We start from the raw sequence: 14,079 nt of genomic DNA on the forward strand, positions 1-14,079 counted from the left end.
CCTCCGCGAGCACCCGCACGAAGAGCTCGCGCCCCGGAGGCAGGCCCGTGAGGTCCACCACGCCGGTGAAGTCCGTCTCGGCAGTGAGCCGTCCACCCTCGACCCGGTGGACGCCCCGGGCGAAGCGCGAGTCCTCGCTCCACTCCACCACGAGCCGGGAGGCCCGCTCCGCCTTGCCCCAGACACTGACGGCCCCGGTGCGCACGTCGCCCAGCTGCGCGCCCAGGGGCAACGACGGCCCGGAGCGCGGCGCGACGAGGGGGCGCGTCGAGGCACAGCCCGCGGCGGTGACGGCGAGCCCCTGGAGGACGGTACGTCGGGTGAGGACGGTCATGGCGCGAGAGTTCCGACGGGGGGAAACACGGGGCCGCACCCTAGCAGCGCCCCCACACCCCGGGTGTCCACAGGCGCCCCCACGTCGGGTGGACCGGGCCCCAGGAGGGGGTGGCCGGAAGGCAGGGAGGCAGGCGCGCGCTGCTCCTGGGTGGCGGGGCCGTGACTTCGGGTATGCTCGCCCCTGATTCCGGATCCGCGTGAGGGCGGGTCCCACGCTGAGCGAACAGCAGGATGGACTGGGCCGGGGTCGACTCCCCAGGCCCGCTCGAGAGGTTCACACACATGAAGCGACTGGCACGAGTCGGTCTGATGGTCGGAGTTCTCGCACTGGGTGGCACCGTGGCCTGTAGCGAGGAGAACGACGTCGCCAAGCAGCACCGCGTCAAGGGCACCAACCACCTGGCGAAGAAGGAGTACAAGGAGGCCACCGAGGCCTACGCCCTGTCGCTCCAGGCGGACCCCAAGCAGGAGAAGGTCTGGGAGAAGAAGGCCTTCGCCCACCTCGAGCTCGGACAGATGGACAAGGCCAGCGAGGCCGTCCTGAAGATCCTCGAGATGAAGACCACCCCCGCGGACAAGGCCGAGACCTACCGCACCCTGGCCAGCATGCACATGAAGGGCGGCACGCTGGAGGACGCGGAGAAGTACTTCAACGAGGCGCTCAAGATCGAGCCCAAGGACGAGGCGTCCCTCGGGTGGATCGCGGAGATCTACGCCCAGAAGGGCGGCGCGCGCTCCATGTCGGCCCCCATCGTCAAGGCGGACCTGGAGAAGTCGCTGAGCATCTATGACCAGGTCATCGCCATCAACCCGAACTCCGCCAACACGTACCTCAACAAGCGCGTCGTGATGGGCCGCCTCATGGAGTACGAGCGGCAGCAGAAGGACATGGCGCTGTCCGAGGCCGCCGAGAACGCCAAGGACAAGACCATCGTCGACGAGGCCAACGCCCGCGCCGCCGAGCACCAGAAGAAGATGGACGAGTACCAGGGTCAGTTCGCGGAGATGACCAAGAAGTTCAGCGAGGCGCAGAAGGCCGCCAAGGCCCAGGCCGCGGCCGGCACGCCGTAGTCCCTCCCCTGCCTTGCCCGAAGGGCCTGGAACCGCGCGTCGGCTCCAGGCCCTTCTTCATTTGTCGATAAGCCCCGGAAGCGTCCGCCAGGCATCAGCGAGCGAATCCGTCGTGCGACACCCGCCCGCCGCGCATTACGCTCCCGCCCTTCATTTCTCACAGGGAGGCTCGTGTATGGACGTGCGCGCGGCGGTGGCGCTCGAGGCAGGCAAGCCGTTGGTCATCGAGACGGTGCACCTGGAGGGACCCAAGGCGGGCGAGGTGCTCGTGGAGCTGAAGGCCACCGGCATCTGCCACACGGACCAGTTCACGCTCTCCGGAGCGGACCCGGAGGGGCTCTTCCCCGCCATCCTCGGTCACGAGGGCGCGGGCGTGGTGGTGGACGTGGGCCCGGGCGTGACGTCGGTGCGCAAGGGCGACCACGTCATCCCGCTCTACACGCCCGAGTGCCGGCAGTGTAAGTCGTGCCTGTCGCGCAAGACGAACCTGTGTACGGCCATCCGCGCCACGCAGGGCAAGGGCCTGATGCCGGACGGCACCAGCCGCTTCCGCCTGGGCAAGCAGGCCGTGCACCACTACATGGGCACGTCCACCTTCGCGCAGTACACGGTGCTGCCGGAGATCGCCGTCGCGAAGATTCGCGAGGACGCCCCGTTCGACAAGGTCTGCTACATCGGCTGCGGCGTGACGACGGGCATCGGCGCCGTCGTGTACACGGCCAAGGTGGAGGCCGGCGCGCGCGTCGTCGTCTTCGGCCTGGGCGGCATCGGCCTCAACGTGGTGCAGGCGGCCCGCATGGTGGGCGCGGACCAGATCGTCGGCGTGGACATCAACCCGGCGCGCAAGGCCATGGCGGAGAAGTTCGGCCTCACCCACTTCGTCAACCCGAAGGAGGTCGAGGGCGACCTGGTGCCGTACCTGGTCAACCTGACCAACGGCGGCGCGGACTACAGCTTCGAGTGCATCGGCAACGTGAACACGATGCGCCAGGCGCTCGAGTGCTGCCACCGCGGCTGGGGTGAGAGCATCGTCATCGGCGTGGCGGGCGCGGGGCAGGAGATCAAGACGCGGCCGTTCCAGCTCGTCACCGGGCGCGTGTGGAAGGGCAGCGCCTTCGGCGGCGCGCGCGGCCGCACGGACGTGCCGCAGATCGTCGACTGGTACATGAACGGGAAGATCAACGTCGACGACCTCATCACCCACACGCTGAAGCTGGAGGACATCAACCAGGGCTTCGACCTGATGCACAAGGGCGAGTCCATCCGCAGCGTGGTGAAGTACTCATGATGGCTGCCCCCACGCTCATCAGCCAGCACCGCTGCTTCGACGGCACGCAGGGCTTCTACAAGCACGTGTCCGAGGCGTGCGGGGGCGAGATGCGCTTCGGCATCTTCGTCCCGCCGCAGGCGCGGGAGCGCAAGGTGCCGGTGCTCTACTACCTCGCGGGCCTCACGTGCACGGAGGAGACCTTCCTGACGAAGGGCGGCGCGCAGCGTGTGGCGGCACAGCTGGGGGTGATGCTGGTGGCGCCGGACACCAGCCCTCGGGGCGCGGGGTATCCGGGCGAGGACACGTCCTGGGACTTCGGCGTGGGTGCGGGCTTCTACCTGGACGCCACCCAGGCGCCGTGGTCCGCGCGCTACCGCATGGGCACGTACGTCACGAAGGAGCTGCCCGCGCTCATCGCCCGCCACTTCCCCGCCCGCGAGGACCGGGAGGGCATCTTCGGCCACTCCATGGGAGGCCATGGCGCGCTCGTGTCGGCGCTGCGGCAGCCCGGGCGCTACCGCTCCGTGTCCGCGTTCGCCCCCATCGTCGCGCCCATGCGCGTGCCGTGGGGACAGAAGGCCTTCAAGGGCTACTTGGGCGAGGACACCCAGGCGTGGCGCGCGTATGACGCCACGGAGCTGATCCGCGCCGCGAAGCAGCACCTGCCCACGCTGCTGGTGGACCAGGGCACGGGCGACAAGTTCCTCCAGGAGCAGCTCAAGCCGGAGCTGCTGCGCGAGGCCTGCGCCGCCACGGGACAGCCGCTCACCCTGCGCATCCACGAGGGGTACGACCACGGCTACTACTTCGTCTCCACGTTCATGGAGGACCACCTGCGGCACCACGCCGCGGCGCTGAACGCGTAGGCCCCCTTTCGCGCACTCCGTGGGGGCCCGGGTGACACATCCCGGCCCCCGCGGTGTTCCAGTGCCCGGACCTGTCGGACACGGGAGCGGGACGATGCGACTGGGAGCACGGGAGCAAGGCGCGGGGCTCGCGCTGCTGGCGGCGGCGTGGTTGTCGGGCTGTGGCTTCGGACACCACCTGGAGGGCAGCGGGCATTCGATTGAGGAGTCGCGGACCACGCCCGTGTTCGACCGGCTGGAGGTGGAGGACGGCATCCCCGCGCACGTCCAGGTGGACCCGACGCGGCCCCACTCGGTCCTCATCATCGGCGATGACAACCTCGTCGCCCGCATGCGGACGGACCATGACGGGGACCGACTGCGGGTGCACTTCGGCGGGCACGGTTCGGTGGGCTGGGACTCGCCCAATCCGCTGCGCGTCGAGGTGGTGGTGCCGAGCCTGGAGGCGCTGGAGCGCTCGGGTGGCGGGCGCACGGACGTGACGGGCCACGTCGACGCGAATCACTTCAGCGTGTCCGCCAGCGGCGGCGGCGCGGTCCTGGTGCGTGAGCTGCGCGCGGAGTCGGTGGCGCTCTCCCTGAGCGGAGGCGCGTATGCGCTCCTGGAGGGTGAGGCGCGCCGGATGAGGCTGGACCTGTCGGGTGGGAGCGAGGTGTATGCGGCAAAGCTCGCGTCGCGGGAGGCGGCGCTGGAGTCCAGCGGCGGCGGCATGGCCTCGCTGCGAGTGTCCGACACCTTGCGAGTGAGCGCCTCGGGTGGCAGCCACGTGCGCGTCTTCGGCCGCCCCGAGATGCTGAAGGAGGACCTGTCCGGTGGCTCCTCGCTGACGTTCGAATAGTCGCGCCGGGCAGGCGCTCGCGTCGGCTTTGACGGCCCTTTCCCCCAGGCATAGGGTGGGAGCGCCGCAGGAGGGCCCCGCGATGACGAGCGCCGATGCATCCACGACCTCCGCCAGCGCCGGGCGGCTCAATCGCCCCCGACGGCTCGCCGTCGAAGCGCTCGGCTGCGGACTGCTCGTGGTGGCCCTGGAGGGCGCGCACCACGGCGCCGAGCACCTGGGCGTGAGCGCCACCGACAACCGCCTCTTCATGTCCCTGGCGGCCGGCGTCGTGCTCGCGTGCCTCACCTGGGTGCTCCAGCCGCTGTCCGGCGCGCACTTCAACCCCGCCCTCACCTTCGCGGACGCGCTCGAGGACGGCACTCCGTGGCGGGACGTGCCGCGCTACGTGCTGGCCCAGCTGGGCGGAGGGCTCGCGGGACGGCTGGTGGCCCACCTCATGTGCGGGGAGCCGCTGCTCATCGCCACGCGGACGCCCTCGGCCAGCTCGGCGCAGTTCCTCACGGAGCTGGTGGCGACGTTCGGCCTGCTCATCGTGGTGCGCGGCTGCGTGCGCACCCGGCCCTCCGCCACCCACTTCGTCGTGGCCGGGTATGCCGCGGCCACGGTGTGGTTCACCGACTCGCGCTCGCTGGCGAACCCGGCGCTCATCCTCGCCCGGGCGGTGAGCACCCGCGCCAGCGCGCTGCACGCGATGGATGTCGAGTCCTTCGTGGCCGCGCAGCTGCTCGGCGCGACGCTCGCGGTGTTCCTGTTCCGGTGGCTGATGACGCCGACGGCGACGCCCACACACCGCCCGTGGCGCGTCATCTTCGAGTGCTCCCACCGCGCGGTGGCCGAGCAGGCCGTCGCCGTGTTCAACGGCCTGTGCGCACCGGACCGGGCGCATGCCACGCTGGACATGGGGACCGGCGCCGTGGACGCCCTGGGGCCTCCGCCGATGGTCATCCGGCTCGTGCTGGAGGGAGAAGCGCCTCCCTCCGGAGAGGGCGCCGCCGTCTGGCGAGTGCCCTCGAGCGGAGAGGGGACGCCGGACGCGGAGCAGCGACGGCGAGCCTCGCTGCGTGAGCCCATCCACCGGCTGCTCCGGGAGCGAGGATGGTCCCGATTGCACGCCGTCGGCGACCCCGCGCACGAGGCGCCGGTGCGCCCTACCTGAGCAACTGCTCGCGCGCTGACGCGCGGCCGGGAGGCAGACTGCTTCCGGGTAGCGCACAGCGGGGGCGATGGGCAACACCTGCGCCCGCGAGTGAGCCGGACGAGGAAACTCCCGCGCCAGCGCGCGACCCGGACGAGGAAACTCCCGCGCCAGCGCGCGACCCGGACGAGGAAGCACCCGCGCCAGCGCGCGACCCGGACGAGGAAGCGCCCGCGCCAGCGCGCGACCCGGACGAGGAAACGCCCGCGCCAGCGCGCGACCCGGACGAGGAAGCGCCCGCGCCAGCGCGCGACCCGGACGAGGAAGCGCCCGCGCCAGCGCGCGACCCGGACGAAGCAACACCCGCGCCCGCGAGCGACTCAGCAGGGGCGACACCCGCTCGCGCCGGGACGGCGCGAGAAGCCAGCCCCCGCGCGTGCCGACTAGCGACGCTTGCCGCGACCGCCGCCGAACAGCACCAGCAGGAGGCCTCCCGCGAGCGCGGCGCCCCCGCCCGCCAGGTACAGCGTGGTCTGCTCCGTGTACTTGCCGGTGAAGGCCTGGGTGGCTCGCTCGGTGAGCGACTCCCGCGCATTGAGCCCCGTCCACAGCAACACGCCGCCCGCGACGGCGAGCATCACTCCCACGAGCCGGATGATTCCCACGAGTTCTCCTCGAGCTGTCCAGGCAGCGTTATAGCGCCCGGTGACGCGCCGAGGGGAACTCAGAAGCCCCCCTTCCCCCCCGGGCCCAGGAACCTCGCGCCACGGCGCCACGAATCAGTCATCGGGATTCAAAAACAACTCCATGGCGATATCGCCATGCCCTGTGCTTCGATTCGACGTCAGCGACGCCCGCCATCCGGGTGTCGTCATCCTGGGAGGGCGCCTGTCCGTCCCTGAATAGGGGCTCGCCTCGCTGGCGGATAGGGGAACCCCTTCCGCTCATCCCATCCTCCGTCGGTTGTCGCCACGGAGGAGAGGGACATGCAAGCAAGACATGTGTGTGTGCTGATGGGCTTGGTGCTCGCCGGCTGCGGGGGCCCCACCCGACTGGAGCTTCGAGGCGCGGGCGTCGCGCCCCCCACCCGCTCCACGGCAAGCGTCCAGGGAGCCTCGGCGCCAAAGGCGCTCACGGAGCAGGTCTGCCCGGGCCTCCCCGCGCGCCTCGCGGTCGTCATCCCCCCTGGCTCCGGCGCCACGCTCAACGGCCCCTTCCCCGAGTGGTTCGCCGATGTCGAAGGCGCGCTCTACTTCGCCACCAACCTGTTCGACGGAAGCGCCGCCCTCTGGCGCAGCAATGGCACGCCGGTGGGGACGACCCGGGTGAAGTCCTTCCCCGCGGCATCGGTGGGAATCCCCGCCCTGCGCAACCTGATACCCGTGGGCCCTCGGGTGTTCTTCCTTCTCGACCAGCCCGCGACGGGACGCGAGCTGTGGGTCAGCGATGGCACCGAGGCGGGCACCCACCTGGTCAGGGATTTGACTCCAGGCCCTGAAGGCACGCACCTCGCCTTCGTCGCGGCCCAGAATGGGAAGCTCACCTTCATGCGCCAATGGAGCCCCACGCCCGGAGCACCGGAGCTGGAGCTGTGGCACACGGATGGAACGCCCGAGGGTACGCTGCGCTTCGCGCGCTTCGGTCCGGAGTCGACGCTCGGGAACATGTCGCTGCGCGTGGGCCCCTACCAGCTCTTCTTCCTGTCCTCGGCGGCGCAGGGCACGTCCCTGTGGCGCACGGACGGCACCGCCGCCGGCACGGCCCTCGTCAAGAAGGTCGATGCCCAGCAAGTGCCCATCACCGGCACGGGACAGACCGGTGACGTGGGGCTGTTCCTGTTCGTGGACGGAGCGAACACGGAGGTGTGGAGGACGGATGGCACGGCGACGGGGACCCGGCGGGTGGATGCCTTCGGCAAGGGTGTCACCCTGCTCGGCGCCTTGAAAGGCAATGCCTACCTGGCCTCGGTCGACGCCACGAGCATGCGGATGCGCATCCAGCGACTGTCGTTGCGTGGCGGCGGGAAGGCCGCGGTCGTCACCCTCCCCAACCCCTATGCGGGCGAGGAGGCGGCCTACCCTTATCTGCAACAATACACGGTCTCGGGAGAGCGGCTCTTCTTCTCCGTGGCCATCGCGAGCCCCGGGCCCGCACCGCGCGCCGCGACACTCTGGACCTCCGACGGCACCACCGCGGGCACCTCCGCCTTGTCGGCAGCGCTCAGCCTGGGTGACGAGTACGCCTCGCCCCTGTTCCCGTTGGGCCAGGGCGCCGCCCTCTTCGCCGCCTCGGCGCCGGGCGAAGGGCTGGAGCCCTGGTTCACCCACGGCACCGTCGCCTCCAGCCTTCCCCTGGCGGACATCGCGACACGCGGCGAGAGCTCACTCCCGGAGGGCTTCACCCGCGTCGGCGACCGCATCTATTTCCGCGCCATGGATGACACCGGCTCCTTCCAGGTGTGGTTCATCCCGCTTCAAGACTGCGACGACACCTGACGCAGGCCTCAGGCCCGCATGAGCAGGCGCTGCGGGCACCCCGGATGCCCGCAGGCGCCACCCGCCACCTCCAGACGCAAGACATGCAAGGAATTTCATCGACAAACGCCCAATTGACATTAAACAAATGTCAAACACCCCACCCGACACATCCATGAGGAGCGCGCGACGAGCATGCACATCAACGAATCCCCATCGAAAAGCAGCGTTCCTCCAAGGCGTCCTCCGTCTCAGGCAGGGCTCGCGGACCTGTGGCAGGCCCAGGTCCACCTCCAGCCCGGCGCCGTCGCCATCCACTGGGGCGTCAAGCGCGTCACCTATGACGCGCTGGACCGCCGGGCCAATCAGCTCGCGAACGCGCTGCGCCACCGAGGCGTGGGAGAGGAGACGCCTGTCGCCGTGGCCATGCGGCGAGGCATCGAAGCCATCGTGGCCCATGTGGCCCTCGCCAAGCTGGGCGCCTCTCACGTCCCGCTGGACCTCCAGCACCCTCGCGAGAGAATCGCATACATCCTGGAAAACTCCGGAACGAAGGTCCTCCTCACCGAGACCCTGACGGAAGAGACGCATTGCGCCCGGGCTGGATTGAGCTGCCTTTGCCTGGAACGTGACGCGGACCACGTGGCGCGCGAGCCCGAGACCTTCACCGGTCCGCGCGACACCCCGGAGCGACGGACGTACATCATGTACACGTCCGGGACGACGGGACGTCCCAAGGGCATCGAGGTCCTCGCGAAGGGCATCCGCCGACTGGTCATCGACAATCCCATCCTCGGCATCCGTCCCGGGGAGCGCGTCGCGCAGCTCACCAGCCACGCGTTCGACATCTCCCTCTATGAAATCTGGGGCGCGCTGCTCAACGGGGCCGCGCTCGTGGTGATCTCCAAGGCGACGCTCCTGGATGCCCAGGCCTTCCGCCAGGCCCTGCGCGACATGCGCGTCGACGTGATGACCATCGCCACCGCCCTCTTCAACCTGGTGGCCCAGGCCTGTCCGGATGCCTTCGGCGGGCTTCGGCTGGTGGTCGTGGGGGGAGAGCGCGCCAATCCCCGCCTCTTCCGCGCGGTACTGGAGAGCCACCCTCCCGAGCGGCTCGTCAACGGCTACGGCCCCACGGAGGTGTCCATCTACGCGACCGCCCACGAGGCCCGCCTCCAGGATGCCTTGAGCGGCTCCATCCCCATCGGGAAGCCCATCGCGCGCACCGAGGTGTTCCTGCTCGACGGGGACCTGCGCCCCGTCGCACCGGGCCAGATGGGAGAGCTGTGCCTGGCGGGAGAGGGCCTCGCGCGCGGCTATCTCCACCAGCCGGAGCTCACCGCGGAGCGCTTCCCCACGGTGCCCGGACTGAAGGACGGAAAGGCGCTGCGCATCTACCGCACCGGAGACCTGGCGCGGTGGCGCGAGAACGGGACGCTGGAGTACCTGGGCCGGGCCGACCACCAGGTGAAGATTCGCGGTCATCGCATCGAGCTGGACGAGGTCTCCAAGACGCTCCTGCGGAGCGGGCTCGTCTGGGACGCCGTGGTGACACTCCAGGAGAGACCCGATGGCGAGAAGTCGCTGGCGGCTTTCGTCGTACCCAAGGACACCGGCCCGGGCCTCGAGGACGCCCTCCGCGACTTCCTGCGCGACAGGCTGTCGGAGCCCATGGTGCCGTCTCGCTTCGTCCTGCTGGAGCGGCTCCCCGTCACCGCGAATGGAAAGGTCGACCGCGCGGCGCTGCCCCGCCCCGTGTCGCCAGGAGCCGGAGCGGTGCCCGCACAGAGCACACCCCCGCTGGAGGACCCCGTCGTCGCGGGCGTGAGTGACATCTGGACCGAGCTGCTCGGCGTGGAGACCGCGTCCCCTGGCGATGACTTCGTGCGCCTGGGCGGCAACTCCCTGATGACGGGACGCCTGACGCTGCGGCTGCGCGAGAAGTTCGGCGTGGGTCTCTCCGCACACGCCCTCCATGAGGCACGGACGCTGGGGGACTTCATCGAAGCGGTGCGACAGGCGCTGGCGGGTGTGCAGGACGAGGGCCGCGCCATCGCGGGGCCCGACGCCTGGCGCGAGGACGCGCGCCTGCCCGAGGACATCGCACCCGCCGCGGGCAGGCCGGTGACGAAGGGACGCGCGCTGGAGGACATGCGCTGCGTCTTCCTCACGGGCGTCACGGGCTTCCTCGGCGCCTTCATGCTCCGCGACCTGATGCGGACGACGAAGGCGCAGGTGGCCTGCCTGGTTCGCGCGAGGGACGCGGAGACAGCGCTCGCTCGCGTCCGCCGGGCCCTGGAGAAGTACGACCTGTGGGAGGACTCCTTCGCGCCTCGCATCGAGCCGGTGCTCGGGGACCTCGGCGCCCCCCGCCTGGGCCTGGGCGCCGGGCAACGACAGTCCATCGTCGAGCGGGCGGAGGCCATCCTCCACGTCGGCGCGCACGTGAACTACGTGCAGCCCTACGAGGCGCACAAGGCCGTCAACGTCGAGGGCACCACGGAGGTGCTGCGGCTGGCCGCGCTGGGGCCCACGCCCGTGCACTACGTGTCCACCATCGCCGTGTTCGGCCCCACCGGTTACTTCAACGGCACCCAGGTCCTGCGCGAGGACGAGGAGCTGGACAAGCACCTCGACTGCCTGCGCTACGACTTGGGGTACGCGGCCAGCAAGTGGGTGGCCGAGAAGCGCGTGTGGGAGGCCATCGAGCGCGGGCTGGCGGTGAACATCTACCGCTCGGGCTTCATCATGGGAGACACCCGCACGGGCGTCGGGAACCCGGACGACTTCGTCGCGCGCTTCGTGCGCGGCTGCATCCAGATTGGCGGTTGCCCCATCCTCCCGCGCCAGCGCAAGGAGATGGTGCCCGTGGACTTCGTCAGCGGCGCGCTGCTCGGCATCGCCTCGCGCGAGGGCGCCATCGGCAAGGCCTATCACCTGGTGCCGCCCTCCCCTCGCGACTCCATCGACATGGACGCGCTCTACGCCCTGCTCGCCGACTGCGGGCAGCCGCTCAGCCGCGTCCCCTACGAGGAATGGGTGGACCGCCTCATGAAGGACCCTCGCGCGGCCCAGAACCCGCTCTGCGCCCTGGTGCCCATGCTCCACGAGCAGGTCTATGGCGGCGGCTCGACGCGCTGGGAGGTCTACGAGGGCATGCCCGTCTACGACGCCCGGAACACCCGCGAGACCCTCTCCGGACTCGGCCTCGAATTCCGCCCCCTGGACCGCGAGCTGATGTCGCTCTACCTCGAGGACTGGCGCAAGAAAGATCTGCTCCCCACGCGTTGAGGCGCGCCACGGCTCCCCGTGAGGTCGCGGGGAGCCGCCGTTTCGACCTCCGGGCAGACCTCCGCAAGCACCACACCCGACGCGCCCGGATTGCGCAAAACACACGCGGATGATTTCGCGGTGAGGGATTGATTCGCCAAGACAGCCAGAGCCGAGGTGCCCGCGCGTATTGTGACCGCGGCATTTCCATCAGGAGGTCTTCGTGAAGCGGTCTCGTTTCTCCGCGGTACTCGGCTCGGCGTGCGTGGTCTGGTTGGTCGGATGTGGCGCAGCCCCCGGACAGGAGCAGGAACTGAATGATGGGCAGGCGAACATCGACCCGGGGACGGAGAACGCCTCCCCCACCGATGGCGGCCCCACTCCCGACGCGGGCCCCTCGCCCGACGCGGTACTGGTGACCGACACCACGCGCTTCTACACGTCGGTGGGCATCGCCGAGCAGGTCAATGACCTGTCCGCCAACCCGCCCGAAATCCTCGTGCAGCAGGGCTCCACCTTCCAGCTCATCCTCGGCTCCGCGGTGCCGGGCGGCTGGCGCTTCAATGGCGTGCCCTCCGGCCCGTTCTACCTGCGCACCGGCGCCACGCACGTCATCACCGACGCGCGCCACATCGACCTCGGCCGCAACCGCCTGGGGCGGATGGACGCCGAGTACTCGAACAGCTACCTCACCACGCTGCAGCTCAACCTGCTCAACCTGGCGCCGTGGCAGAACACCTGGAGCAGCCAGCAGCCCGGCTCCAGCCTCCAGCTCACCTCAGGTGAGGTGGACCTGTTCGGCTACGTGAACGTCTTCGACCAGATTCCCGATGGCCAGACGACGCTGCTCACCAACCAGGCCGACCTCGGCCTGAGCAGCGGCTACAACCTGCCCACCTTCGACGCCTCCAAGGGCGACCGGATGTATGTCAATCAGCTCAGCCAGTTCAGCGCCGGCACGGCGCCGGACGGGACGGCGCTGGGCTACGCCGCGGTGGAGCGCTCCGTGCAGATGGGCGCGTTCGACTACGTGCCGGACGGCATCACCCCGCTGCCCGTGACGGGCTACCTGCAGCCCACGCCGATGCGCGAGTTCCCCATCGAGTGGCGCCTGCCCGCGTACACCCAGTTCGCCACGGACGTGCACCCGCAGGCCACCGGCTCCACGCCCCTCTTCGAGGTCCTCCCCAACGCGCACAACACCGGCGGGCGCTGGGTGGGCTACTCCGGTGAGCTGCTCAACCTGTTCCTCCCCCGGAACGCGTCGTTCAACTTCACCAGTCGCCTGAAGTTCGGCAATCCCTTCCCGTCCAGCTGGGGCCTCGTCGGCATCCACAGCTATCCGTTCCGCGTCCTGTCTCCGGTGCCGGATGACTCGGGTGTCTCCATGTATCTGTCGGGTCGCCTCTACTCGTACGACGTGTTCGACAACCTCATCGCCGGCCCCGTGCAGCCGCAGGTGTCCCCGCCCCGCTCGCTGACCATCGACGGCGTCCCCGCGAACGTGCAGCGCGAGGTGGGCACCAACAGCCCCGTCCTCGCCTGGACGCCGCCCACGCTCGGCACGCCCCACGCCTACCGCGTGACGCTCTACCGCTACGACGCCCAGCTGCGCTTCCTGATGCCCGCCGGCAGCATCTACGCCCCGGGCTCCACCACCCGGGTCCGCCTGCCCCCGGGCACGCTGCAGCCCGACAGCATCTACTACCTGCGCGTGGCCTCCATCATGTCGCCCGGGTTCGACCTGAGCGAGCCCTTCACGTCGCTCGAGAAGCTGCCCTTCCACAGCGCCGAGGCCATCAGCTCCTTCTTCACCACGCCGTGATGCACCACCCGGGCCTGGGGCACGCACCGCCCGGGCCCTGGGTCCAGCCCTCCCTGGCGGTTCGTCATGCGGCCGCCAGGGGCCGGGGTTAAGTCAGGCCACGCGGCGGGCGCCCACCCCAGGACACCCGGGCACGTGTGAAAGCAGACCTGGGCCGCCTTCCATGCTAGGCACCGCCCGGCCGCAGGGCTCGGGCCGGGTGACAGCTGTCGGCGCCTGGGGTGTTTACCTTCCCAGCATCGCCGCCCGCGTCACTTCGCCGTGAAGGGGGGAATCGTCGTGCACCGCAACACCTGGTTCAGGACCGTCGTCACCGCCGCGCTGGCGCTCATCCCCTCGCTGGCCTTCGCGGAGCCGTCGCCCCAGGAGCCTTCCGCCTTCTTCCTCACCCGGAGCGAGAACCGCAACCAGGTCCACTACGCCGTGCGGCTCGACGAGGCCTGCCATCCGGTGGGGAACAAGCCCGTGCGCGTGTACTGGCGCATGCTGGAGCGTGGTGAGTCGGAGGTGGAGGACCTGCTTGGCGTCGAGCAACCCGCCTACGGCCTGGAGGACACGCAGCAGGTGGAGCTCACACCCGACGGGGGCCGCGTCCGCATCCGCCTGCGTGCCTTCGCGGATCGCCCCATCGACCTCACCACCACCCAGGCCCAGGGCGGCGGCTGCGCCGTGCAGGCCTGGACGAAGTTCAGCGCCGGCCCCGCCCAGCTGCTCCACATCTTCGTGAAGACGTCCTGGCCCTTCTCCGTCGACTTCGTCCGCCTGGATGGCCTCGGCGCCGACGGCCGGACGCAGACCGAGCTCCTCCGGAACTGAACCTCCGGGGCTCCAGGGCGCCGCCAAGCCCTGGAAAAGACGTCAATATCGCCGGGAAATCCCCAGTTTTCCGGCGTCATCAAAAAAGACACGGAGACGGGACAACCTGTGACGCGTCGTTGCCGATAATGCCCGCATGACCAGTGTCGTCGGCCCCCGTCGCTCGCCCCTCCCC

Annotated in this window: 11 protein-coding genes; 9 read left to right on the top strand and 2 right to left on the bottom strand. The window is 70.1% G+C overall.

Going from position 1 to position 14,079, the window contains the following annotated elements; genetic code table 11:
* On the bottom strand, positions 1 to 334 hold a 334-nt coding region (locus tag FL311_RS32630; protein WP_194869453.1), incomplete at its 3' end, for a PhoD-like phosphatase N-terminal domain-containing protein.
* Between the two features lie 284 nt (positions 335 to 618).
* On the opposite strand from FL311_RS32630, the gene FL311_RS32635 reads away from it, so the two are divergent.
* The 5 genes from FL311_RS32635 to FL311_RS32655 all read left to right on the top strand — a co-directional run bounded on the left by FL311_RS32635 (position 619) and on the right by FL311_RS32655 (position 5,540).
* Positions 619 to 1,407: a tetratricopeptide repeat protein gene (locus tag FL311_RS32635; protein ID WP_141331394.1), complete on the top strand. Its 789-nt coding sequence runs from the start codon at positions 619 to 621 to the stop codon at positions 1,405 to 1,407.
* A gap of 175 nt (positions 1,408 to 1,582) precedes the next feature.
* Positions 1,583 to 2,695, top strand: coding sequence for an S-(hydroxymethyl)glutathione dehydrogenase/class III alcohol dehydrogenase (locus FL311_RS32640; protein ID WP_046713461.1), 1,113 nt, complete (start codon positions 1,583 to 1,585; stop codon positions 2,693 to 2,695).
* On the top strand, positions 2,695 to 3,543 hold the full coding sequence (fghA, locus tag FL311_RS32645) for an S-formylglutathione hydrolase (protein WP_141331408.1): 849 nt from the start codon (positions 2,695 to 2,697) through the stop codon (positions 3,541 to 3,543). The genes FL311_RS32640 and fghA overlap by 1 nt, the downstream gene beginning before the upstream one ends.
* Positions 3,544 to 3,637: 94 nt before the next feature.
* Positions 3,638 to 4,381 carry a head GIN domain-containing protein gene (locus tag FL311_RS32650; protein ID WP_141331396.1) on the top strand — a complete coding sequence of 248 codons (744 nt, stop codon included), beginning with the start codon at positions 3,638 to 3,640 and terminating at the stop codon, positions 4,379 to 4,381.
* An 82-nt stretch (positions 4,382 to 4,463) separates the two neighbouring features.
* Positions 4,464 to 5,540, top strand: coding sequence for an aquaporin (locus tag FL311_RS32655; protein ID WP_141331398.1), 1,077 nt, complete (start codon positions 4,464 to 4,466; stop codon positions 5,538 to 5,540).
* 422 nt (positions 5,541 to 5,962) lie between these two features.
* Here FL311_RS32655 and FL311_RS32660 read toward each other — a convergent pair whose 3' ends face one another.
* The gene (locus tag FL311_RS32660) at positions 5,963 to 6,184 is read right to left on the bottom strand and encodes a DUF3185 family protein (protein ID WP_174816766.1); all 222 of its coding nucleotides are present in this window, start codon (positions 6,182 to 6,184) and stop codon (positions 5,963 to 5,965) included.
* 321 nt (positions 6,185 to 6,505) lie between these two features.
* Between FL311_RS32660 and FL311_RS32665 the strand changes: the two genes are divergently transcribed.
* From FL311_RS32665 to FL311_RS32680, 4 genes are all read left to right on the top strand, one after another.
* Positions 6,506 to 8,014, top strand: coding sequence for a hypothetical protein (locus FL311_RS32665; RefSeq protein ID WP_141331400.1), 1,509 nt, complete (start codon positions 6,506 to 6,508; stop codon positions 8,012 to 8,014).
* A 174-nt stretch (positions 8,015 to 8,188) separates the two neighbouring features.
* Entirely contained in the window at positions 8,189 to 11,284 is a 3,096-nt protein-coding gene (locus FL311_RS32670) for an amino acid adenylation domain-containing protein (RefSeq protein WP_141331402.1), read from the top strand.
* Positions 11,285 to 11,486: 202 nt separating this feature from the next.
* Positions 11,487 to 13,088: a hypothetical protein gene (locus tag FL311_RS32675; protein ID WP_141331404.1), complete on the top strand. Its 1,602-nt coding sequence runs from the start codon at positions 11,487 to 11,489 to the stop codon at positions 13,086 to 13,088.
* A 279-nt stretch (positions 13,089 to 13,367) separates the two neighbouring features.
* Entirely contained in the window at positions 13,368 to 13,904 is a 537-nt protein-coding gene (locus FL311_RS32680) for a DUF4833 domain-containing protein (protein ID WP_141331406.1), read from the top strand.
* Positions 13,905 to 14,079 lie beyond the last annotated feature (175 nt).

The sequence above is a fragment of the Myxococcus sp. AB025B genome (assembly GCF_006518215.1).
Taxonomy (GTDB): domain Bacteria; phylum Myxococcota; class Myxococcia; order Myxococcales; family Myxococcaceae; genus Myxococcus; species Myxococcus fulvus.